Origin of the sequence: Bacillus sp. AL-1R, from assembly GCF_052180195.1 — a bacterium.
GTDB lineage: Bacteria > Bacillota > Bacilli > Bacillales > Bacillaceae_G > Gottfriedia.
In genome coordinates, this window is sequence record NZ_CP197469.1 from 1,135,793 (window position 1) to 1,160,863 (window position 25,071).

At 32.0% G+C, this 25,071-nt stretch carries 21 protein-coding genes; 19 read left to right on the forward strand and 2 right to left on the reverse strand.

Annotated elements, in window-relative coordinates; genetic code table 11:
• Positions 1-40 precede the first annotated feature (40 nt).
• The 11 genes from ACSBO6_RS05325 to ACSBO6_RS05375 all read left to right on the forward strand — a co-directional run bounded on the left by ACSBO6_RS05325 (position 41) and on the right by ACSBO6_RS05375 (position 9,570).
• Positions 41-1,051, forward strand: coding sequence for a LacI family DNA-binding transcriptional regulator (locus ACSBO6_RS05325; RefSeq protein WP_498844283.1), 1,011 nt, complete (start codon positions 41-43; stop codon positions 1,049-1,051).
• A gap of 497 nt (positions 1,052-1,548) precedes the next feature.
• Positions 1,549-2,511 (forward strand): sugar kinase, encoded by a 963-nt coding sequence (locus ACSBO6_RS05330; RefSeq protein ID WP_498844284.1) that lies wholly within the window; start codon positions 1,549-1,551, stop codon positions 2,509-2,511.
• A 43-nt stretch (positions 2,512-2,554) separates the two neighbouring features.
• Positions 2,555-3,190, forward strand: coding sequence for a 3-hexulose-6-phosphate synthase (gene hxlA, locus ACSBO6_RS05335; RefSeq protein WP_498844285.1), 636 nt, complete (start codon positions 2,555-2,557; stop codon positions 3,188-3,190).
• Position 3,191: 1 nt separating this feature from the next.
• Positions 3,192-3,743, forward strand: coding sequence for a 6-phospho-3-hexuloisomerase (gene hxlB / locus ACSBO6_RS05340; protein ID WP_498844286.1), 552 nt, complete (start codon positions 3,192-3,194; stop codon positions 3,741-3,743).
• An 18-nt stretch (positions 3,744-3,761) separates the two neighbouring features.
• Positions 3,762-4,754: a Gfo/Idh/MocA family protein gene (locus tag ACSBO6_RS05345; protein WP_498844287.1), complete on the forward strand. Its 993-nt coding sequence runs from the start codon at positions 3,762-3,764 to the stop codon at positions 4,752-4,754.
• 445 nt (positions 4,755-5,199) lie between these two features.
• Positions 5,200-5,340, forward strand: a complete 141-nt coding sequence (locus ACSBO6_RS05350) for a transposase (RefSeq protein ID WP_498844288.1) — start codon at positions 5,200-5,202, stop codon at positions 5,338-5,340.
• A gap of 273 nt (positions 5,341-5,613) precedes the next feature.
• On the forward strand, positions 5,614-7,080 hold the full coding sequence (locus ACSBO6_RS05355; protein ID WP_098844153.1) for an alanine/glycine:cation symporter family protein: 1,467 nt from the start codon (positions 5,614-5,616) through the stop codon (positions 7,078-7,080).
• A 329-nt stretch (positions 7,081-7,409) separates the two neighbouring features.
• A complete protein-coding gene (locus ACSBO6_RS05360) occupies positions 7,410-8,324 on the forward strand; it encodes a hypothetical protein (RefSeq protein WP_498844289.1) in 915 nt (304 codons plus the stop codon).
• Positions 8,325-8,389: 65 nt separating this feature from the next.
• Complete coding sequence (locus ACSBO6_RS05365) at positions 8,390-8,581, forward strand: hypothetical protein (RefSeq protein WP_098844149.1); 192 nt, start codon at positions 8,390-8,392, stop codon at positions 8,579-8,581.
• 67 nt (positions 8,582-8,648) lie between these two features.
• Positions 8,649-8,831: a hypothetical protein gene (locus tag ACSBO6_RS05370; RefSeq protein ID WP_498844290.1), complete on the forward strand. Its 183-nt coding sequence runs from the start codon at positions 8,649-8,651 to the stop codon at positions 8,829-8,831.
• A gap of 403 nt (positions 8,832-9,234) precedes the next feature.
• Positions 9,235-9,570 carry a dockerin type I domain-containing protein gene (locus tag ACSBO6_RS05375; RefSeq protein WP_498844291.1) on the forward strand — a complete coding sequence of 112 codons (336 nt, stop codon included), beginning with the start codon at positions 9,235-9,237 and terminating at the stop codon, positions 9,568-9,570.
• Between the two features lie 272 nt (positions 9,571-9,842).
• Here the strand turns inward: ACSBO6_RS05375 and ACSBO6_RS05380 are convergent, their stop codons facing one another.
• Positions 9,843-10,751 (reverse strand): LysR family transcriptional regulator, encoded by a 909-nt coding sequence (locus ACSBO6_RS05380; protein WP_498844292.1) that lies wholly within the window; start codon positions 10,749-10,751, stop codon positions 9,843-9,845.
• Positions 10,752-11,042: 291 nt separating this feature from the next.
• Between ACSBO6_RS05380 and ACSBO6_RS05385 the strand changes: the two genes are divergently transcribed.
• The 6 genes from ACSBO6_RS05385 to ACSBO6_RS05410 all read left to right on the forward strand — a co-directional run bounded on the left by ACSBO6_RS05385 (position 11,043) and on the right by ACSBO6_RS05410 (position 19,219).
• On the forward strand, positions 11,043-12,560 hold the full coding sequence (locus ACSBO6_RS05385; protein WP_498844293.1) for an aldehyde dehydrogenase family protein: 1,518 nt from the start codon (positions 11,043-11,045) through the stop codon (positions 12,558-12,560).
• A 57-nt stretch (positions 12,561-12,617) separates the two neighbouring features.
• Positions 12,618-13,826 (forward strand): iron-containing alcohol dehydrogenase, encoded by a 1,209-nt coding sequence (locus tag ACSBO6_RS05390; protein WP_498844294.1) that lies wholly within the window; start codon positions 12,618-12,620, stop codon positions 13,824-13,826.
• A 92-nt stretch (positions 13,827-13,918) separates the two neighbouring features.
• Positions 13,919-15,436: a long-chain-fatty-acid--CoA ligase gene (locus ACSBO6_RS05395; RefSeq protein ID WP_498844295.1), complete on the forward strand. Its 1,518-nt coding sequence runs from the start codon at positions 13,919-13,921 to the stop codon at positions 15,434-15,436.
• A 37-nt stretch (positions 15,437-15,473) separates the two neighbouring features.
• Complete coding sequence (locus ACSBO6_RS05400) at positions 15,474-17,378, forward strand: alkyl/aryl-sulfatase (protein WP_498844296.1); 1,905 nt, start codon at positions 15,474-15,476, stop codon at positions 17,376-17,378.
• Positions 17,379-17,515: 137 nt separating this feature from the next.
• Positions 17,516-18,787, forward strand: a complete 1,272-nt coding sequence (locus ACSBO6_RS05405) for an MFS transporter (RefSeq protein WP_498844297.1) — start codon at positions 17,516-17,518, stop codon at positions 18,785-18,787.
• A gap of 42 nt (positions 18,788-18,829) precedes the next feature.
• Positions 18,830-19,219 (forward strand): YidH family protein, encoded by a 390-nt coding sequence (locus ACSBO6_RS05410; RefSeq protein ID WP_098844128.1) that lies wholly within the window; start codon positions 18,830-18,832, stop codon positions 19,217-19,219.
• Positions 19,220-19,478: 259 nt separating this feature from the next.
• Here the strand turns inward: ACSBO6_RS05410 and ACSBO6_RS05415 are convergent, their stop codons facing one another.
• Positions 19,479-20,267 (reverse strand): DUF6270 domain-containing protein, encoded by a 789-nt coding sequence (locus ACSBO6_RS05415; protein WP_098844126.1) that lies wholly within the window; start codon positions 20,265-20,267, stop codon positions 19,479-19,481.
• A 256-nt stretch (positions 20,268-20,523) separates the two neighbouring features.
• On the opposite strand from ACSBO6_RS05415, the gene ACSBO6_RS05420 reads away from it, so the two are divergent.
• Entirely contained in the window at positions 20,524-20,724 is a 201-nt protein-coding gene (locus ACSBO6_RS05420; RefSeq protein ID WP_483295156.1) for a hypothetical protein, read from the forward strand.
• A gap of 881 nt (positions 20,725-21,605) precedes the next feature.
• A complete protein-coding gene (locus ACSBO6_RS05425; protein ID WP_498844298.1) occupies positions 21,606-24,911 on the forward strand; it encodes a CDP-glycerol glycerophosphotransferase family protein in 3,306 nt (1,101 codons plus the stop codon).
• The last annotated feature ends 160 nt before the right edge of the window (positions 24,912-25,071 follow it).

The following is a 25,071-nucleotide window of genomic DNA, read 5'->3' on the forward strand; positions in this document are numbered from 1 at the left end:
AAAGAGATGAATTATACTTGAGTCAAGAGGAAGATTAATTATGAAGAGAGTGACCATGATTGATGTGGCAAAAGAAGCGGGTGTTTCCAAAAGCACAGTTTCACAGTTTTTGAATAAGCGCTTTGAATATATGGGTGAGGGAACAAAACATAAAATAGAAGAAGCTGTAAAAAGACTTGGATACCAACCAAATTACATAGCTCGAAGCCTTAAGCAGAAACAGACATCTATGATTGGCATAATTGTCGCGAATATTATGCATAGTTTCTCAACAGAAGTAAGCAGAGCTGTAGAAGATTATTGTCATGAGCATGATCTGCACGTCATTGTATGCAATTCCTATGATGATCCTGTTAAAGAAAAGAAGTATATTGAAATGTTGCGTGCAAGGCAGGTTGATGGTCTAATTATTTTTCCTACAGGTGGGAATATAGAGTTATATAAAGATTTGGAAGAAGAGAAGTATCCCGTGGTATTTATTGACCGAAAGATTGATGACGCGAATGTGGATACAATTGTCGTTAATAATAAAGAGGCTACTTATGACGCAGTAAACTATTTTATCCAAAACGGTCACCGCAATATAGCGATGATAACGCCACCATTAATTACTTATCCACGTATGGAGCGGCTTGCCGGCTATAAACAAGCCTTAGAAGATCAGGGTATTGAATGGAATCCGGATTATGTTAAATCAGTAGAAATAAAACAAATGGCCTCAGAACTAGAAAGCATGTTTTCTCTTTCTGATAAACCAACTGCTTTGTTAGCAAGTAATGATTTATCTTTTCTAGAGGCCATGATCTTTATAAAAGAAAATAATATTCGAATTCCCCAAGATGTATCTGTTATTGTTTTTGATAATATTCAATTTGCAAACATTTATACTCCGACAATAACAACGATTTCGCAACCAGCATACGAAATGGGGAAAAAAGCAGCAGAATTACTTCTAAAACAGATTAAAAATGAATCGGGTTGTCCAGATTTATATACGTTTACATGTAAATTGTCAATACGTGAATCCTCGACGTGTAATGTCAGGCCCTAAAATGGGATTTTGGATTTAATAACAATCTACAGCATAATGTATTAAAGTTTCGTTTCTCATTAACCGATTTATAAAAGTGACTGAATCACTTAAATAAAAGACCGCAAAGTTATTTTTTTTAAAGCTTTGCGGTCATTTTTTATAGAAAAAATACTATGTTTTTAATGTTCATTTCTGCATTTTAGGTTTGTTTTGCACTTTTTACCTAGGTGCATTTTAATAGATCTACTTTGAAGTTGTAAACAAAAATTGGGATGAAAGGATAGTTGTTGGCAACACCGAATTAAACATTCTTTCGCTTTTCATAAAAACTTTTTGTTTTTTAATACAATATATTGAAAAAGCGTTTTCATCGGGTTATAATCTTACTAAACCGTTTTACTAAATCGGTTTAGTGAACCTCGAAAAAATGTCTTTTAATAAGTGTTCCTTTGCAATGTATCTATAAAAATATATTTTTCATAATTGATAGTTTAGAAAAATAAGGGGGAAGTATAATGTCACAACTAGATATAATAACATTTGGCGAAGCGATGGCTATGTTTATTGCAGATAAGTCGGGAAAACTGTTTGAAATTAATCATTATACTCGGGCGTTAGCCGGTGCTGAAACTAATACAGCTATTGGGTTTTCAAGATTAGGCTTTAAAACAGGCTGGGCGAGCAAGGTAGGCAAGGATGCTTTCGGAGAATACATTATTCATTATTTGCAGAATGAAGGTGTATGTACAGATCAAGTTTTAATAGATGAGAATTTTCCAACTGGATTTCAAATAAAATCCAGAGTCACAGAAGGAGATCCGGAGGTTCAATATTTTCGAAAAGGATCAGCTGCTAGCCATTTAGGTGTAAGCGATTTCAATATAAACTATTTCCTAAAAGCAAAGCATTTACATATGACAGGGATTCCACTAGGTATATCGGATGAAACAAGGGAATTCTCAAAGCATGCTTTAGAATGTATGAGTAAGGCGGGGAAAACAGTTTCATTTGATCCAAATTTGAGACCATCGTTATGGACATCTCAAAAGGAAATGATTGAAGTTACGAATGAATGTGCGTTTAAAAGTGATTACGTACTTCCAGGTATTCATGAAGGGGAGGTATTGACAGGCTATACCAACCCAAGAGATATTGCGTCTTTTTACCTTGAAAAAGGAGTGAAACTCGTTGTTGTTAAATTAGGAAGTAAAGGTGCTTTTTATAAAACAGATACAGAGGAAGGGATCGTAGCTGGGTATGAAGTCCGTGAAGTAGTGGATACCGTTGGAGCCGGCGATGGGTTTGCTGTAGGTGTGGTCAGCGGTTTATTAGAAAGACTTCCAATTCGTGAGGCTGTATTACGGGGAAATGCAATTGGTGCTTTAGCCGTTCAATCATCGGGAGACAGTGAAGGGTATCCGACTCGCGAGAAATTAGAAAGTTATATGAAGCAAAGTTTACTAAAAATAAGGTTATAAAAATTTTTTCTAATAAATCAATTATATGAGGAGGTTGGCAAAGGTGAAGATACAACTGGCCCTTGATCGCATGAGTATACAAGATGCCATAAAGATGACAAAGAAAGTTGAAAATTACATTGATTGGGTTGAGGTTGGAACCTCTTTAATAAAAGAATTTGGCATGAATAGTATTTATTTACTTAAGGAAGCTTTTCCGAATAAAACGATAGTTGCTGATATGAAAACCATAGATAATGCGAAGTATGAATTTCAGCTATGTTTCTCAGCCGGGGCAGATGTGGCAACTGTTATGGGTGTGGCACCATTGGAAACAATAGAAACATGCGAGAGTGAAGCGGCTAAACACAATAAAAGGGTAATGATTGATTTACTAAATACTGAAAAAGAAAAGGTTTTGCAACTTGCTCAGTATAATTCAATTTTATGTGCCCATATAAGTAAAGATCAGCAAGAGATTTCAGGATTAAGAAAAAAGAATCTTGAACATATGTTTACAGATGTACCTAGCCTTTCAGAAATGGCCGTTGCTGGAGGCATTTCGATAAATTCTATGAATATGCTAAAAAGTATTGCGCCATCTATTGTTATCATTGGTTCGGCAATTACGAAAGCCGATGATCCAGAGAAATCGGCGAAAGAATTAAAAAAATTCATTAGTTCAATAGAGGAGATATGAAATGAGTAATTACATGGAAACAATTCTTACTGAAATTCAAGATGTTTTACGTTTCGTTGAAGAGACAACCATTGCAAAAGTGGGAAAGGTTCTAAGTGAATCTGGTCGAATTTTTGTTGCGGGAGAAGGGCGTTCTGGATTAATGGCTAAGTCATTTGCAATGCGCTTAATGCATTTAGGTGCAGAAGTATTTGTCATTGGGGAAACGATCACCCCTGCTATTAAAAAAGGGGATACATTAATTGTAGTCTCTGGATCTGGAACATCCAAAAGTGTTGTATGGGCTGCTGAGAAAGCAAAAGAACTAGATTGTTTTGTGATTGCATTTACCACTAATCTTGAATCGAAACTAGTTTCTTTTGCAACCTTGCCTGTTCATATTCCGGCTTCGACTAAATATCGACGTGAAGGAGAAATGGAAAGCATTCAGCCTTTAGGTTCTTTATTTGATCAATGTGCGCATATAATTTTTGACTCAGTATGTTTATGCTATGGAAAGCAAAAGGACATTGAACATAGTACTGCGTTTCAATTGCATAGCAATTTAGAATGAATTCAAAGGAGAACAAAAATGATACGATTTGGAGTAATCGGAACAAATCGAATAACAGATAAGTTTATACAAGATTCATATGGAATAAAGGAGTTTGCTTTATCTGCTGTTTATTCACGCACAGATAGTAAAGCAAAAGAATTTGCTAGTAAATACAATGTGAAATCTGTTTTTACAGATTTAGAAAGTATGGCTAAAAGCGATATAATTGATGCAGTTTACATTGCTAGCCCAAATTCACTCCATGCAGAGCAAGCAATTCTCTTTATGAAAAATGGTAAACATGTGTTATGTGAAAAGGCTATTGCTTCCAATTCAGCAGAATTACAAGAGATGCTCCTAACTGCCCAAAAGTATAACGTAGTTTTAATGGAAGCTTTAAAATCAACATTACTTCCAAATTTCCAAAGTGTAAAAAATAATTTACACAAAATAGGCAGAATTCGCCGATATTTCGCAAGCTATTGTAAATATTCCTCTCGTTATGATGCTTATAAGAATGAAGGAACAATTTTAAATGCATTCAATCCTTTATTTTCAAATGGTGCCATTATGGATATAGGTATCTATTGTATATATCCAATGGTTGTGCTATTCGGAGAACCATCCAATGTACAGTCAAATGCATTGTTGCTTGACTCAGGTGTAGATGGGGAAGGTAGCCTATTATTGAAGTATAAAGAGATGGATGCAGTAATAATGTATTCAAAAATAACGAATTCGTATATACCTACTGAAATTCAAGGGGAAAATGGAAATATTATGATTGATGATATCAATAACCCACAAAAAGTAGAAATTCGTTATCGGGATGGCAGTATAGAAGATATTACACAATCTCAATCGAGTAAAATCATGTATTACGAGACAAAAGAATTTATTAACCTAATTAAGAGTGGTCAGTTAGAATCAACTATCAATTCGCACAATCATTCTATGATAACTATGAGGATCATCGAAGAAGCACGCAAACAGATTGGTCTTGAATTTCCAGCAGATCGAGTAAAATAAGTACGGAATCCCCCGTGCTTATCGAGTTAAAAGAAAAGTTTCTAGTGTGATTGTCAGATGATACTAATAAATTACATTATTAATTTCTCAACATAGATATAGAGCTAAAGAGGCTACCGATTAAGTTTTTTTCTAATTATAAACAAAATTACCCTATAGAAGGCACTATTTTTTAGCGTCTACTTTATAGGGTAATTTTTATTGTTTAGGTACTCTTTTTATCGTTTCCAAATAGAAAGAAGTCTTCTATTGATTAGTCTTAGTCATAATTTTTGAATTTGAGATTTAAACCAAATCATAATCATGGAAAAATAGATAGACTGGACTAGAAGAATATAAAAATTTTAATGAAATGTTTTATAAATTTCCTTCTTAGTGATAATAGAGTGAATTTCTTGCAAACAGTCATAAAGTGACTGTTATGTAATAGAAAAGTAAAAAGAAAATGCGTCATGTCTTCTATAATAAGGTTGAAAAATTAACCGAAGAGGATCAATGGTATCTACAACGCTATTTAAATTTTTCAAAAGAATTAAAAGCAGCTTATCAGTTAAAGGAAAGATTTAATCAATGGTTAAAAAGTTAAAGAGAATGAATCAAAAGTTATTCTTAAAACGAAAGAAGATGTTGAATTATTATAGAAGATTAGTAATCATATCCCAATCCCCACCAGTTTTTCTTATTAACCTATCAAACTATTGGTTATTAAACCTATCTCTTTTTAACATAATACTAGATGATTAAATAAGGTAATTGACTAAATATTTATTTTGGAATATTGAAAAAATACAAAATATTCCTTTTTTTAATCAATACCCTGTAATATAATAGAAAAAAATCAAGTAAAAGGAGAGATGATATGGAGCAAATAGTAAACTGGCTAAACGGTATAATTTGGAGTCAAGCACTTATCTATTTATGTTTAGGAGTAGGTTTGTTTTATTCTTTAGCAACTAGATTTCTGCAAATAAGGCATATGAAAGATATTTTCAAACTAATGTTCAAAGGTGGAAAATCAGAAGCAGGTATCTCATCTTTTCAAGCGTTGAATCTTGCATTATCAGGAAGAGTAGGAACAGGAAATATTGCCGGAGTTGCAACAGCGATTGCCTTTGGTGGACCAGGAGCAGTTTTCTGGATGTGGGTGATGGCTTTCTTGGGAGCTGGATCGGCATTTATTGAATCAACTTTAGGACAAGTGTATAAGTCAAAAAAGGATGGTCAATTCCGAGGTGGCCCTGCGTTTTACATAGAAAAAGGGCTAAAAATAAAATGGTATGCAATCTTGTTTGCGGTTGTGACAGTTATTTCGACAGGTTTACTTTTACCTGGTGTACAAGCAAATAGTATTGCCCAAGGTGTTGAAAGCGCCTTCGGAATTAGTCCTTCGATAACGGGTATTGTTTTAGTTGCTTTACTCTCTTTCATTATATTTGGAGGAGTAAAACGTATAGCTCGTGTAGCTGAATTTGTCGTGCCATTTATGGCGCTTAGTTATATTTTAGTAGCTATTATTATTATAGTATTAAATATTTCTGAACTACCAGGCATTTTAAAGCTGATCTTTTCAAGTGCTTTTGGTACAGATGCTGCATTTGGAGGAATCCTAGGTGCCGCTATTTCTTGGGGAGTTAAACGTGGAATATATTCTAATGAAGCCGGTCAAGGGACTGGTCCACATGCCGCTGCTGCTGCAGAAGTATCTCATCCTGCTAAACAAGGTATTGTTCAAGCTTTTTCAGTTTATGTAGATACTTTATTAGTTTGCTCTTCTACAGCATTTATGATTTTGATTACAGGAATGTACAATGTTACTCCTGAAGGTAAAACAAAAATAGTTAACAATCTTGCTGATATAGAACCTGGTCCAGGTTATACTCAAGCTGCTGTTGAATCCATGTTTCCTGGCTTTGGCGCTCCTTTTGTTGCAATTTCGTTATTATTCTTTGCATTTACGACGATTATGGCATATTACTACATGGCAGAAACGAACCTTGCCTATATTAATAGTAAAACAAATCGTGTATGGACTGAGTATGTTTTAAAAGTTCTAATTTGTGTGATGACATTCTATGGAAGTGTAAAAACTGCAAGTCTAGCTTGGGGATTGGGTGACATTGGTGTAGGAAGTATGGCGTGGTTAAATATCATTGCAATCCTACTTTTAACGAAACCAACATTAAAAGTACTTAAAGATTACGAATCACAGTTAAAAGCTGGAAAAGATCCTGTTTTTGAACCTGCGAAACTTGGTATAAAAAATGCTGATTTCTGGGAGAAAGAATATAAATATCAAAATTCTAACAGTGATAAAAAGACTGGCTGATTTTTGTGGAAAAGGGCAACTTATAATATGATCCCCTTATAGTAGACACCAAAAAACATCTGTAAAAGGATAGGTAGTCTACTATTGGGGGTTTTTATTATGTCTAAAAATATCCCCCAAAAAATTATCAATAACGAATTCATGTCGGACCAAAACGATATCAGTATGTAAACCGAATCGTTAAAAATATTTTAGTAGGATTTACCAATTGAGATAGAAAAAGCTCAATGATTAATGTATAATTTAGACTAATAATGTATATTTTTGAAAGAGTTTGATTAATTACCTAAAACGTCTATTAAGATAGTAAAGACTAAAAAGGAGATAATATGAAATATATTCTCTTGATATTAATCGGTATACTAATTGGGATTTTTGGGACCAAGTTTAGCGAAAAACATGAGATTAAAAAAGGTATTTCCTACTTATGGTCTGTTAGGGTAGTTATTCTTTGGCTTACTTATTTAATTATTCTAGGATTTATAGTGCAACAAAATTGGAATTTGCTAATGAATCCAAGTCCTATGAAAGATCTTGCAGCTGTAAAATCACAGCTTGGAAACAATAAAGGGAATCTTATTTTGTTAAACTGGGCGGTTTTTTTTGGTCTTGCTGGATTGGTGGCTATAATTGTTAAACTGCCATTCATGAGTTGGGAAACCCTTAAATTCTGGGGCTTTGAAGGTAAGAGGCTTGTTCAAGAAACGAAAGATTCCGCAAGAGAAGAATTATTACGTCAAATTCAAATTGACCAAGCAAGGACTTCATCGATTTTGGAGATGAGTAGTGAGGAAATGTATACAGACTTTTCGTTAAGTATTTCTCCAAATGGAACGATAAACGGTGAAAATGTTATTCAAATGTTTTTAAATGTTTATACTAGTACCATTAGGGATTACCTTGGAATCATAATTAATGCGGGAGCTATTGAGGTAAATAATAATGGACTACTTAATATTGATTTACTTCCGGATCACATTCAAAAAGTTGTTAAGCATTCCTACTCACAAAATGGCCTATCAAAAGAGGTAGATGAAGGAGGACATTCTATTAGAGTCTATCGTATGGCTTTAAACGCAAGTCCTGCACATCCGTATTATCTTGTTTATTTACATAGTAATTCATATCTTTTTGGTGCAAATGATTTTTTTGTTATCCAATATATAGAAAACATGATAAAACAATTTACTAATCGCTTAGAATTGGAAATAAGTTTACAGCAAGGTGCATATGATTTAGCATAATATTAAAAAAAACGCTAATTTTATGTTAGTATAAAAGTAAGTAATATAGTGAGGAGGGATGGAAAGTGGATAGAAGTGATACAAAAAAGAGTGCGAAAAAAGTACTAGTTTTTTCAGCTGCTGAATCGTCGCAAACCAATGAAACTTTTAATACATCCCATCATGTACGAAGGGCGATAGATCGGCTAAGGAATTCTAAACCTGAAAGTTCTTTTGCAATGAAACAACTTGAGAAAAGATTTGCCCAAAATAAATAAACTGTATCGAATTAGGCAAGACTTCATATAATACGGATAAGATAAAATCATTTAGGAGATGGTTATCTTGTCCGTATTTTATTTGAAAAATAATGGTCAAAAAAATCAACTTTCTTTGGATGAAGTTAGTCAACGTGCTACTCAAAGAGCATTGAAGAGGCTATATAATTTACCTGATATTAAAGAGTCCCCCACATTAAAAAGATTCGATGAAATAATGGAAAAAGTGGGAAAAGGTAAATATTATTAAAAGGGTTAGTTTTTAATTTGTAGTGACCCCATAATATTAGGCATGAACTCGGTATTTAACAGGGCTAATGCCTTTTAATTCTGCCTTAATACGTTATTTATTGTTTTAATAATAGTAAATCTATCTCTTTTGATTTCTGGGTCAAGTCTAGTTGGATCATACATAAGAGAAGTCTTAATCCTTTGGGGGAACAAGGGGTTAGGGCTTTTTTTCTATTTTCCAGCAATTCTTCTATTAATGTTAAATGACCAAATGACCACATTCATTTTTTTGATGCAACAATTTTCATAGCTTTTTTTAATTTTAAAGCAGAATCATGTTGCATATCAGGTAATGCATGACTATATAAATCGTGAGTAACACTTGTTTTACTATGATCTAATCTCTCTGATACAATTTTTGGATGTTCATTTACATCGGTACTTTAAAAGTCTTTAAAGATGGGAAAACCATTCGAGGAGAAAAAGATAGTTTACCTACTCGACCATTAACTGCTGGTGATGTGAATGGAGATAACGTAATCGATATAATGGATGCACTTGCAATCCAAACATATTGGGAAACAAACAAACGAAGCGCAGATATTAACTTTGATGGAAATGTAGACGCTAAAGATTTTGCATTCGTAGAAAAGAACTTCGGACTACAAAATCATGTAATTCCTAATGCTCCAACACCGAAAAAGAAATATAAAGGTCTTACACTAGCGGATATTAAGAAAGAATTAGGGATTCAATAAAAAATAATGATAGAAAAGTACTTAGCTTAAAATAATATGTTACCCGAATAATAGACACTTAAGATAGAGTCAATTATTCGGGTGATTTTATGTCCTGGGCTTTTAACACTCTTTTATAAACATGAGATTGAGTAAAGATAAGTAAAATTATGTTTAATAGTTTCTAAATAAAACAACTTGAAATAAATAGTCCAGAGAATCTAAATGATTCGTCGGACTATTTATTTTTACGAGGATATTTATTATGACGTAGAGATTATAAATGATGCTTATTAACTTATATAGTATTCTAATTCAGATTTAATAAACTTCATTAAGTGTTTCTCTATTTTTGAAGGAGCTCTATTCTTACCATAAATAATTCCAAGTGTAACATTTACAGGTTCATAGTTTATCAGCTCAATTTCAACCATTTTGCCTTCAATAACATAAGGGTTACTTTTCGTCGCAAAATCTGGTGCAAAACCAATTGCAAATCCTTCGGAGATTAGTCGTGATAATTCTTCCGTTTGATTTGAAGAAAAAAGAATATTCATTTTTCCAAATTTTAGTTGAAAATTATTAACGAACCAATTGATATAATCACCATTGTATAATACTACCGGCTGTTGAAGGACTTCCTCAGGTGTTATTTTTTTCTTTTTAGCAAAAGGAGAATTGCTACTTACATAAACCTTTAGTGTCCCCTCAAGAATCCTTTCAAAATTTAAGAGCTCTATGCTTTTCAAGATATTTTCGTATATGCATATAAGTCCAATCTCAGCTTTATTTTGTTGAACCGCTTCAACTGTATGCTCAGTTATATTTTCTAAAATTTCAATGTTTAAATTTGAATATAAATTCTTAAATTCAATTAATGGTTTTAATAAATAAGTAAAGAAAGCAGGTATCGTTGAAACCCTTAAATTTCCAGAATGTATTTCTAAAATGATTCTTGCCTCTTCGATCATTTCTTCATATTTTAACAATACTTCATTTGCTTTATTTACAATTTTAGCTCCTTCATGTGATAGAACTACCCCATAGCGAGAGCGATCGAAAATTTTTATTCCTAATTCATCTTCTATTTTTTTTATATCTTGACTAATGCCAGATTGAGTTATATGAAGATTTTGACCTGCAATAGAAAAAGACCCAGTTTTAGCGACTTCAGAAAGAATCTTAAGTTTTTGAATGTGCATATGGTGACCACCTTTTAAAAAGAATACTATATTAGAAAAAAATTTGGGTAATAGAAACCACTAATTTTAGGTATTAAAAAATGCGGACAAGGTATTACAAAACGTAATTTTACTTAGTAAAAGTGTAGTTATACAATTAATTCAGATAATTCTTAATTTTTTAATTAAGGTAAATCCTTAATAATATTTTCTAAAAATTTCTTTTGATTTGCAAGCGTTTTCTTTAAAGGAGGTCAGTTGTTACTGTAATTCAAACTTATTTAATGAATAAATATTTTAGGAGGTTTTTAAATGCAAACGATTCAAAAATTATTGGAATTTCCTCTTTATATTGATGGACAGTGGACACCTGCAAAAAGTGGTGAAACGTTTAGTGTGAAAAATCCTGCAAATGGGGAAGTAATCTCTCTTGTAGCTAAAGCAGGTAAAGAAGATACCGAAGCAGCTATTAATTCTGCTCGAAATGCTTTTGATTCAGGAGTTTGGTCAAAGAAATCACCAAAAGAAAGAGCACAAATCTTAATTAATTTCGGGAATAAGATTGTTGAACATTCGGAGGAACTTGCATTCTTGGAATCTATTAGTTCTGGAGCTACTGTAAGACGAATCTCAAATTTGGATATTTTATATTTAGTCGATTTACTTCAGCAAACAGCGAAATTTACTGTTGAGTATCCATTTGTTGAATCTTTACCTGTACTACCTTTTCCAGGACCTAGTAATAATCAAGTATGGCGAGAAGGCTTAGGTGTTGTAGCAGCTATTACACCATGGAATTTACCGATGCTTTTAGCAATGTGGAAAATTGCCCCAGCTTTGGCAATGGGGAATTCTATTATTGTAAAACCGGCATCAAATACTCCACTGTCCACTTTGAAACTAGCAGAATTAGCTACTGAAGCTGGAATCCCGGCAGGTGTTTTCAATGTTGTATCTGGACCGGGTGCTACTGTTGGAGAAGTGTTAGCAACGCATCCTTTTGTAGATAAAGTTGCATTTACGGGATCTACTGAAGTAGGAAGACGAATTATGGAGTTAGCATCTAAAACAGTTAAAAGAGTCACTCTAGAATTAGGAGGAAAATCACCATCTATCGTTTTACCAGATGCTGATTTAGATATTGCTATTGCTGGTAGCTTATTTGGTTTCTGTCTTCATTCCGGACAACTATGCGAATCAGGAACGCGACTTTTAGTACATGATTCAATCTATGATGAAGTAGTTGATCGATTAGCGAAGTTGGCTTCTTCAATTAAGATTGGAAACCAGCTTGATATGACAACTGGAATGGGGCCAATGGCTTCAGAACAACAACTACAAACTGTTTTATCTTACGTTGAAGCTGGAATAAAAGAAGGAGCTCGTTTAGTTTGTGGTGGTAAACGCTTAACAGGTAAGGGATATGATAATGGATATTTTCTTGAACCAACGATTTTCGCGGATGTTAATAATAAAATGAAAATCGCTCAAGAAGAGATTTTTGGTCCTGTTCTTTGTGTCATTCGATATTCTACGATTGAAGAAGCAATTGAAATTGCTAATGATACGATTTATGGGTTAGCAGCTGGTATTTGGTCTAAAGACGTAAATAAAGCACTTCAAATTTCAAAAGATTTAAAGGCGGGAACAGTCTGGATTAATGACTGGCATATGTTAAGAAGTGACGCACCATTTGGAGGATATAAACAAAGTGGATTTGGTCGTGAGCTTGGCCGATATGCGTTAGACGAATACACGCAAGTAAAACATGTTCATTGTTCACTTACTCCGGAATTAAGCCAAAAACCTTGGTACGGTATTTTATTATAAAAAATAGATTTGAGATTTACGATTATAAAAAAAATATAGAAAAGAGAAGGTGATCCCTTGATAACATCATTTTTCCAGTTTTCGGTTCGTACAGTTGTAAACAGTGGGGCTGGAGCTCGTTCAATGTTACCAGAAATGATTAAAGGACTTGGCGGTAAAAGAGCAGTTCTTTACGTTGATAAAGGAATAACTCAGGCGGGAATTACAGATAAAATTAAGGAACTATTTGAAGAGATTCCTAGTGCAGTACAGTTAGTAGGAGTTTTTGAAGAGATTGAACAGGATGCTAAAGGTGAAATCATAAACCGCGGAGCTAAGTTCTATAAAGAATGTAATGGAGATGCATTAATTGCTGTTGGTGGCGGAAGCGTTTTAGATACAGTAAAAGCAATTAAATGGATGTTACATAATAAAGTTCCTGATATTCGTGATGAACTTCTTGTAGGAAATGTAATGGAATTTTGGCCAAAAGCTCAGTATATCCCAATTCCTCACGTTGCAATTGCAACAACGGCTGGTACTGGGGCAGAGGTGTCACCAATCGCTGTAGTATTCAATGAAAAGATCGGAATTAAAACGAATATCCTAAATACATTTATAAGCCCTGATATGGCAATTTTAGATCCAGAACTTACAATCGGTTTGCCTCCAAAAATTACTGCATTTACAGGATTTGATGCGTTAACTCATGCAATTGAGGCATATTTCTCTCCTCAATCGAATCCAATGACAGATGCATACGCACTTCAATCAATTCGAATGATTGTAGAAAATTTGCCTACAGCTGTTCATGATGGGGGAAATCTTGCTTCTCGATCTAATATGTTAATGGCTAGTGCAATGGCAATTTCTGCTTTCAGTCTTTCTGTTAATGCGATTCCGGTTCACAATATAGCACATGTATTTGGGGCAAAATTCGGAATTCCTCATGGACTTGCAAATGCAGTGTTATTGCCAAATGTAATGGAATCATTAGCACCATTTTATTTAAAGCGAATTAATGATTTTGCAAAAGCGCTTGGCCTAAAAAATATACCGGAGACTAAAGAAGCATGTCTAGCAGAAGTTGTATTATTCATTCGTAATCTGCGTGAAAAAGTTGGCTTACCAAGCACGTTTGCTGACTTTAGGGTGAATGTGGATAATATGGCAAATATTGTTACACTAGTTCATAGCGATCCTTGTGGAATATTCTTCAAAATTCCGCCTGAAGTAATTGCAAAAATTTCAAATGAAGTTGTTGGCTCTAACTTAGTGAATTCATAATTTTAAAGTTAAAAGGCACCTTCAAAAGTGATGATGGTGCCTCAATTATTTTCATATTGCTGGTATTACTTGAGAGATCAGGAGGCTTAGTAATGAGTTTGAATTTATATGAAAGTTTAAAAAAAAGTGCAGAGAAATTTCCAAATCATAATGCAATTACATTTAAAAATAAAGATGTTACATATAGTGAATTACTTTCTCAAGTTGAAAATTTTGCATCTATATTAATACAAGATGGAATCAAAAAAGGTGATAGAGTAGCATTGATATTAGGGAATTGTCCAGAATTTGTCACTGCTTACTATGGGATTCTACGCGCAGGTGGAGTCGTTGTTCCGGTAAACCCAATCTTTACCAAAGACGAAATCTCATTTATCTTATCGAATAGCCAAGCAAAGGCTGTTATTGCGGATTCTACTATGGATACAATCATTGATTCTCTTAAACTAGAGTTAAAACAGATTGAAATGTTGTACTATGTGGAATCGAATAAAGCAGAACTTAGTTGGGTGCAATTGCTTGATAAGAAGTCAAATGACAATGAATTCCCACTAATTATAGAAGAAGATCTTGCTGTCATTTTATATACGTCTGGGACAACCGGTAAACCAAAAGGTGCAATGTTGTCTCATCGTAATTTAATTTCAAATGCGCAATCAATTGTAGAATTGGTCGAGTTTAATAAAAATGATCGTATTTTAGCTGTTCTTCCAATGTTCCATGTATTCTGTTTATCAATCTGTGTTAATACTTCAATCATGTGTGGAGCAAATATAGTAATCGTCCCAAGATTCAGTCCGAGTGAAGTGATAAATACAATCTTTAATGAGCAAGTGACATTATTTGCTGGTGTTCCAACGATGTATAACTTCTTATTACAGTTAGAAGAATATTCAGCTGAGTATTTCGCTTCGATTCGTGCATGTTTTTCAGGTGGAGCATCTATGCCTGTCGAGTTACTTCAAAGGTTTGAAGAAAAATATAAGACTATCATTCTCGAAGGATTCGGTCTTTCAGAAACAGCTCCTGTTACGGCATTTAATCCATTAAAAGGAGAGAAAAAACAGGGTTCTGTTGGAATAAACATTCCTGGTGTAATTAATAAGGTTGTTGATAAAAACGGATTTGAAGTGCCAAGAGGAGAAATAGGTGAATTAATTGTAAAAGGTCCAAATGTTATGATTGGCTATCTTGGTATGGCTGAAGAAACAGCTAAGGTCATTAAAAATGATTGGTTTTATACAGGTGACTTAGCAAAGATGGATGAAGATGGTTACATCTATATTGTTGATCGAATAAAAGACATGATTATTGTAGGTGGATATAATGTCTATCCAAGAGAGGTAGAGGAAGTTATTTATCAACATCCGGCGATCGTAGAGGTGGCAGTAATTGGAATTCCTGATAAAGATTACGGTCAAATTGTAAAAGCTTTCGTTGTGTCTAATGAAGAATTCATAACGAACGATGACATTTTGCATTTCTGCAAATACAAACTAGCTAAATACAAACTACCGAAACAAATCGATTTTATGAATGAGCTACCAAAGAATAGTACAGGAAAAATACTAAAGAGAGCTTTAATTGTAGAACAAATGGAAGTTAATTAATTTTAAACTTTTTTTATAACAACTCTTGGAGGTTCTTATGACAAATAAAGTGCTAATTCAATCAAAACCCGCAACTTCTTTTACAAAAGATGTTAATTTATCAGTCTATGATACTCTAAATTTTAATGATCGACAGGACTTCATTGATGCAAACAGGGGATTTATTGCACCACTAGAAGCAAAGATTATTAAAGATGATTCTGGGGAAGTCGTTTGGGACATTGAACAGTTAAACTATTTAAATGACAGTGCTCCTGAGACTGTGAACCCTAGTTTATGGAGAAATGCACAATTACAGGCTATATCTGGTTTGTTTGAAGTTGTAGAAGGAGTATATCAAGTTCGTGGACAATCTTATGTCACTAACATTTTTATTGAAGGAAAGCAGGGAGTTATTGTAGTTGATGCTTTAGGAAGTAATGAATCAGCTAAAGCCGCTATGGAATTATATTATAAACATCGACCACAAAAGCCAGTTACAGCGATCATAATCAGTCAAAGTCACGCTGATCATTTTGGCGGTATTCAAGCTGTGCTTAAATATGCTGAAAATCCTAATATTCCGATTATCGTTCCTCAATATTTTATAGAAGAAGCGTTAAGTGAGAATGCACTTTTAGGTACGATCATGGCACGTCGTGCAGAGTATCAGTTTGGGAAAGATTTACCAGACGGTATAAAAGGCTCCGTATCAGTAGGTATTGGACCAACAATGGGTTCAGGTACTATGAGTTTTCAGTTACCAAATGTAGAAATAAGAAATGAAGTCCAATCGATGGAAGTCGATGGTGTAACATTTGAATTTTTATTAACACCAAACACAGAAGCACCAGCTGAAATGCATTTTTATATTAGGGATTACAAACTATTATTTGTATCAGAGAATGCCAATAAATTGATGCATCAAATTTATACAGTAAGAGGAGCAAAAACGAGAGATGCATTACATTGGGCGAATTCACTCGATAAAACAATCTTATTATTTGAAAATGAAGAAATCGATGCATTACTAATGATTCATGCATGGCCTATATGGGAGAAGGATAATGCAATCAATCATTTAAAACTTCAACGTGATTTATATAAATATATGCACGATCAGACGGTACGCTTAGCAAATCATGGTTATACAATGGATGAGATAGCTGAAATAATCAAACTTCCAAAAGAATTAGATACTTACTGGGGAAATCGTGGGTATTATGGAACTTTAAAGCATAATTCAAAGGGAATTTACAATTATTATTTAGGATATTATAGTGCTCATCCTTCTGATTTGGATCCATTACCACAAGTGGAAACTGGTCAAAAATATGTAGAATACATGGGTGGAGCAGCAAATATTTTGAGACAAGCTAAAGCTGATTTTGAAAAAGGTGAATATCGTTGGGTAGCTCAAGTATTAAAAAATGTCATAATGGCTGACCCAAAAAATTCAGAAGCTAAAAATTTATTAGCAGATGCATTTGAACAATTAGGGTATCAAGCTGAATCAGCTAATTGGCGCAATATTTATCTTGTTGGCGCATCAGAACTAAGATATGGAATTAATAAAGATAATTCTCCATTAGATGTATCAGGGATCATTAAGAATATGCCAGTCAACGAATTCTTAAAATTAATAGCAGTAAAAATAAACGGTCCAAAAGCAGAGGGTAGAAAAATAACGATAAATGTAACCCTGTCAGACACTAACCAGCTATTTACATTGAATTTGGAAAATTCTGTTTTATTTTCTAGAGCAAATACGTTAGATGACAAGGCAGATGTTTCATTAACAATTGATCAATTCGCATTTTATGGAACTTTCCTTGGTCTTCTTTCACCTGAACAAGCAGTTGGAGCAGGAAAATTGATTATTTCAGGTGATCAAACAAAATTGAACGAATTTTTATCACTTTTAGATGAGTTTGACCGCTATATAAATATCGTAACTCCTTAATAAATAGAAAAAATAATCAATGTAAACAAGCATCTGCACAAGCCATGTTCGAAAAATTTGATTGTGCAGGTGTTTTCCAAAGTTGTGATTACTGGTTTATTGAAAAAGTATAGATTTGTTGAGAGGCTGGAGTTTGAATGAAAAGTTGGGCGAAATGGATCATTTTATTTTCACTTTTTATTATGGCTATTATTAATTTTGCTGACAAATCAATTTTAGGTTTAGCTGGAATTCCTATTATGAAGGATTTGAATGTAAGCTCTACCGAGTTTGGTCTTTTAAGCAGCAGCTTTTTTTGGTTATTTTCAATATTTGGTATAGTAGGTGGCTCTTTATCGGATCGAATTGGTACTGGGAAATTACTTGCTATTATGGCAATTGTTTGGACAATCGCACAATCTTTGGCTTTGTTTGCATCAAGTCTACCAATTCTAATTATTAGTAGAATACTATTAGGTGCAGGAGAAGGAGCATTTCAGGCAGCTGCAATTAGTCATATAAGTAAATGGTTTAAGCCGGAATCACGTGGGTTCGCCATCTCCATCTTTAATTTTGGAAATGTTGTTGGGATCTCTGTTACAGCTCCTATTATCGTTTCTTTAATTGTAAATTACGGTTGGCGACAGGCATTTTTTATTTCTGGTATTTTAAGCTTTTTTTGGTTCATTTGTTGGCTTTGGTTAGGAAGAATGAAACCAACTGTTACGTTTGAAGAAGAAGTTAGTACGATGGAAAACATAAACGCTAATAATAGAAAAGATGCTTGGAAAGCTTTACGATCTCCTATTTTTATCTTTACAACTTTAATCGCATTTATTGCTTATTCATTCATTGTCTTTGGACTTACGTTTAATCCTGTATATTTAATGAAAGTAAAAGGGTTATCTGAACAACAGTCAGCATCAGTTATTGCTATTTCTGGATTAATCGGGGCAATTTTAGCAATGTTCCTATCTATCATTTCAGATCGATTATACAAAAAAACAAAAAGTTTATGGAAATCGCGTATATTTTTTTCTGCAATTATTATTTTGCTAGCAGGAATTTTGTACTTATTGTATCCACTTATGAATGGATCTGCTTCAATTATCATCGTATTTTCTTTCGTAAATACACTTGTGATTACGATAAACACACTTAGTCCAGCTATTGTAGTTAGTATACTCCCACAGCGAAGAGGAGTTATGACAGGAACGTATTTTGGATTAATGACCTCATCGGGAATTATTACTCCGATTATTTTTGGGAAACTTATTCAAAATTATGGTGCAAATGCAACAGGTGGATATAACATCGCAATTTATGGAATGTCAATTGCAATGGTAATTGCAGCGCTATTAATATTCCTTTTCGGAAACAGAGATCAACAAATTTCAACAAGAAAGGATAATAAGCTAGTAAACCTATAAGAAGGGTTGATTCAAAAGAGATATAGAAACAGAGGTATGAATATGAATAATGCGTTAGAAAAGCAGAAAGAAACAATTGATTCTAAATATATACAACAGCATTTAGCAAATGAAAGAACTTATCTTGCTTGGGTTAGAACAAGTATAACCATAATGGGAATTGGCTTTTTAATCACTAATCTTCATTTTTCAACTCTGGCTTCTAGTGCAAAAATAGGAGGCGTATTATCAAAGATTATTGGATTATCATCGATTATAGTTGGAATTTTTGCTTTAATCATTTCAACACTCAGTTATTTTATCAAGGGAAATGATATTAATAATCAGACGTTTAAGTTTTCAAGGATATTGGTTGTTTATTTATCAGTAGCTTCAATTCTTATTTTTCTTATTTTCGGTGCCTATTATTTAGATGTATGGGGATTGTTTTAAATTTTAAAAGTATTATTATCATGAACTAGCAAAAAATGATCTTCGAGAAGAGGATCATTTTTTTATTTAAGGGTATCTCAGGTAAAATGCCTTACAAAATATTTTAAGCTAATAATTGTAACGTCTAGTTTTTACTAAAAGCTTGAATAATTTAGCACCAATCATACCCGCGTTACTTCGGGATATACTCTCCAGTTCTATTGCCTTGAAAAATAAAAAGCCACCTTGATTAAGGTGACTTGACTTTGATTTTTATTATTTAAATAAAAACATTCTCTACAAAATCAGATAGAGCGATTTTGTTTATTTCGTTCATAACATTCACTTGATATGATTTTTCTAAGTGCCACGGATTTACACCATAAGGATGCTGGCCATCCCCAATATAATCAACATTAAGGTTGTTAATTATTCTTAAATCATAATTTTCTTCAAGGAATTTCTCTATAACTTCGAAATTGTTGTTCTCCTTGTCTAGATAGGGATACTTATTAAGGTCAAATTCGTATAACTTATTCCCTTTGGCATAATCTTTTGTAAATCTAAATTTATTTAAAACTATTTTAGTATTTGGTAAGTTTTCATTTTTCCATGTAATAAATTCTGCAAACTTTTCTTTAAATATTGGAAAGAACTCATTGAATTTATTGTTTGAATGAATGTGATAATCGTGTTTTTTTTCTTTATAGAATGTTGTTTTGCGTAATGTTGAAGGATTATTTGTAATAAATGTATCTCCTGTTTTTACTATACCATAACGCACGTCAGCATAAAGATCCAAAATTAAATAATCTGGTTGATATTGAACTATTTCGTTTCTAATGTTTTTGTATATATCGCTAGTTAAAACACCTTTTTTATATTCAGATAGTTCTTTAGGAAATTCAATTATTCCTTTTTCTACCTGCTTGCTAATAAAACTTATAATAGATGTCTGAAACGAAACAGGGCCTATTTCATACATTTTTTTGTAATCAGGATTATTATTGGTAGTAAATGCTTCTCTAGAAACACAAGAGCCAATAATTGATACTTTGATTTTGCCCATTTTTATTTTTATCCCCCTTTTATATATGCATGGATATTTTTGACATTATTTATAGTGATAAATTAATTGAGCTCTCCTAACAAATCTTAAATCTTATTTGTGGTTGTACCAATGTAAATTGGTTCCTGTTTTATGGAAGCAGATTTAGCTAGTTGAAAAAAACAGTATAACATGAACCAGCTGACTTTTCCAATGGACATTGAGGTTTTATTCCTACTAATCATCTTGCGTGTTTATTGACACTGCATTCGATCAAATGGATCCTACTATCTTTTCAAACTTTTCATCCGGGTGGTGCTTGTCCGCCATATCATTCAAAAATGATATTAAAAGTTATCCTTACGCTTATTCAAATCGTAGGTATTCTTCTAGTCAAATTGCGGAACAACTGAGAGAGAATATTGTTTTCATATGGATTTCGGGTGAACAACAACCCGAATTCCGTAGTAAAGTATAGAAGAAATAAATTATGAAACATTCTTTTCAATTGTTGATCTTCTTCGAACAGAAGGTCTTGTAAAACTTGAAGACTATTCTCTTGATGGTACCAAAATTGAGGCAAATGCCCAAAAAAATATTTTCGTTCGGCATTTTCGTTCCAAAAAACTGAAAAAATAACAGAATAATAGTTGGATATTCCTCTCCTAAAACCTCCAAGTTTATAAAAACTCCTTAAAAATTGAAAAAATGAAAAAACTACCTCAAAAGGTCGTTATTCAACGACCTTTTGAGACAGCCTCACTTTTATTTTTTTGAAATCATTTAAATTACTAACTACAATTGTAAGAATTGTCTTGGTTGGATCTTAAGCTGTGACATTCACAAAGATTTATTTATCTAGTGGGAAAGGTAAGAAGTTATTGATTAGTAGTGATAAAGAATAAGGTGTAACAGTTAGTGATTTATTTTTTATGGATTATAAAATTATGTTACAATCATAACTGTTATATTAGAAAAGAATGTTGCTTAAGTAAGTTTTCAATCTTGAAAAACTATGGGCAAAAGAAGACTATATGTAGCTCAAAGACATTTACATAAAGCTTTTATGGTCAAGGAATAGTATTACTAAAAAGAATGATATTAAGAAATTGTAACATTTAAAGGAGAAAGAAATGAAAAAGTATGTAAAACTTGACTACTTTTTTCAATCACTTAATTATAGACTATGAATCGTTTGCTATATAATGTGGAAGTTGTCTTCCATATGTACATTTGGTGATGACTCAAATAATCTTTTAAATTATAACAATGTTCTCAGTAGTTATTACTTATTTATAGAGTTCTCATAGAGATTACTCATTATTATTCGTCTAATTTTATATGAAAAGGAAAGTGAAAATGAAAAAAATTGACTTAGATGCATTTTTTATTAAGGAAGATTCTATAAGAATAAAACTAGTTGAAAGTAATTTTGATGAGTTTCATTTCTTTGTTTTGAGAAATAGGAAAAATAAACAAGAGTATAGAATTCCTATTAAATTTGAAAGTAAAGGTAGTGAATTGGTTTTACCATATAATAAAATTGAATTAATAGAGACTGGACTGAACAGATATGATTTATTTATTTCAAATCAAGAGGGTAGGTTGTTTCGTCCAAATTTTAAAGATAGTAAAGTTGATTTTAAAAGTGTAAAAGCAACGCCTTTTTATTTTACTCACAGTAGTAATGGATTTAAATTCTATATAACAAAGGATAATGATATATCTTTAATAAAAGGCGATTACATAACGATAGTAAAGGAATTTTATAAGAAGAACAATATACGATTGCCAATAAAGGATATCTTACTGACGAAAAATAAACTTCAATTCACTCTACCAAAAGAACATGTAAATACAGAATTATTTTTTTCATTGAAAAATAAGGATGCTCGTATCCCTGTTGAGGAATTAGAAATCCTAGATGAACATAATTCATATAAGATTTCCTTTGATGTGGATCTAATGGATTTGGGAAGTTGTGTATTAGAAGTTTCCTTCTTAAAAGATGAAATATTATATGAAGCAAAATTAGTTACTAATGAAGAAATATTGAGTAGTTTAGCTGATAATACAAACATCTTTTGTTATACTAACGCAAAACAAGAAGTATCTCTTACATCAAATCCATTGTTATACATAAAGCAATTAGGAGAAGTAGGAGATAAGGAAATACTGTTTATTGAACAATATAATCTAAATAATGATGAGATTATGTTGAAGCTTCAAACACCCCTTAAAAATAAAAGAGTATACCTATTCTTAGAAGATATTACCAATGGATATTTTACAAGAATAGATGACGTTAAATTGTTTGAAGACCAAATAATTGTACCAAATATTATTATAAATAAAGATATAGATACAATTGTTGGAAATCGCTATAGATTTATCATGGTCTTACAAGAGAACACTGCCATGGAAGATGAATTAGGGGAAATTATTAATCCATATTCTTATATAGGTTTTTATACGAAGAACTATATTTCTTTAAAAAGTGACAAATATAAAGAACCATTAAGTTTAGCGGGAGACAACGTATTGATTCCCTATTGGTCAGTTCATAATGAATTGATATTTCAAGTGTCAAGTTTAGAACAATATTACAAGACTCGTTATGACTTTGTTAATATTAATTATTCTTGTAATAAACTTAGTGTAATCGGAAGTAAAATGAACTTTAACCTCGAAAACTTTAGTAATTCAGATGAATGCAAAATAAAATTTTATTTAAAAGAACGAAGAACTAAAGAGAGAGTTGATTTAGATTTTGACATACAAGAAGAAAATAAAGTGGAAATAGAATTTAATAAATTTATCGATAGTTTAGAAAGTAAATCTTCTAGATGGGATTTATTTATTGAACTGTATAAAAGTGAAGTAATTATTTATGGGAAAGTTGGCTGCTTCTCTAGTAGTGTAAAGAATAAGTATTCTCGATATTTCTCATCTTTAAATAAGGTAACAGAAGAAAAAAGTTTTGAAGCAGTACCATATTTAACATTAAAAAATGAAATATCACTTATTTGGAATGAAGAAAATAAAATCCGTAATGAGCAGTTGGATTGTAATGTTAAAGTTATTGGAAGTCAAGTCAAAGATAATTTAATTGATATAAAGGTTAAATTAACAGATGTTGGCGTGGAGAATTACACTGTAGAATCTGGAACAATAATGCTTAGAAATAAGGCTATTGATATGAAATATGAGATTCCAGTGGAAACTATAGAAAAACAGGAAAATAATTGTCAGTTACTACTATTAATTGATCCTTCTAAGTATTATTTGATTCCTTTCTATTGGGATATATTTATAAACATTAAAGTAGCCGATAAAATATATCCAATTAGAGTGAAAAATCCAATTAAATCTGTAAAAAATCATATAGATAATAATATAAATGAGAACGAAATTGACTTGGCCGATAATTTTATGGTTTATCCTTACATTACTGCCGATAACTCTTATGCGCTTTGTTTTAGAGAAAGAGAAGTATATGAAAATAAAATAAATCGCTTCAAAGAAAAATTGGCATACCATGTTTACAAGACATTTAAGGGTTATTTTGATAAAAAAGATATTTGGTTAGGTTTTGAAAAAAATGCGTCAACTGCCCAAGATAATGGATATCAGTTTTTTAATTACTGTTATAAAAACAAAAAGAAAGAAAACTTTTATTATATTATCAAAAAAGATGCGATAGATTATAAAGATATTAAACATCAGAGAAAAAATATCCTAAATTTTATGAGCTTTAAATATATGCTTTATATGTACGCAGCTAAATTATTGATTTCATCAGAATCAAAAGGTCATGGTTATGATATTCGTATTCAAAAAGGTAAATTAAAGGATAATTTAGATAAAAAGAAACTTATATTTTTACAACACGGAGTTATCGCTTTAAAGAAGGTAGATTATGTCTTTAAAAAGAAAAAGAACAATCCTATTATGCTTTTTGAAGTAGTTTCTGACTATGAAAAAAATATAATAAAAGAACATTTTGATTACAAAGATTCAGAAATAATGGTTACAGGTTTAGCTAGATGGGATGTATTGAAAGATAAATCTACAAAAGAGAATAGAAAAATATTTATGATGCCAACTTGGAGATCTTGGATGGATGGAGTAATTGAGGCAGAATTTTTAAATAGTACTTATTATAAGAAATATAAGGAAGTATTAGAATCTAAGGAATTGAATAACTTGCTAGAAAAAAATAATATTACTCTTCATTTTATGCTTCATCCTAAATTTCTTGAATATAGCAATAAATTTCATTTTGGTGGCAAGAATATTGTAACTCATCAATTTGGAGAAGTTAAAATTAATGAAATGATGATGGAAAGTTCTTTGTTAATAACAGATTACTCAAGTGTTTCTTGGGATTTCTACTATATGAAAAAACCAACTATCTTTTATCAATTTGACAGAGATGAGTATTCTAAATATCAAGGAAGCTATCTAGATTTAGAGACTGAATTGTTTGGTGACGCTCCTCAAGATATTAATGAATTATTATCAAATATTAATTATTATATTAATAATGATTTTAAAGAGAAAGATGAATACGCAAAGATGAGGAAGAAATATTTCAAATACGTGGATAGAAAGAATTCAGAAAGAACATTTAAAGAAATAATGAAAATTAAAAATAAAATTTAAAATAGTTAACCAATTTATTGATAAATAAGAAAGAAAAATAGACATATTCTTTTACAAGTATTGTAAATAGAATAATGTCTATTTTTCTTCAACATCAAATAAATATAAATTTATAAAGGAGATTCACATTATTTGGCTATAATATGCTACTAGCGAAAAG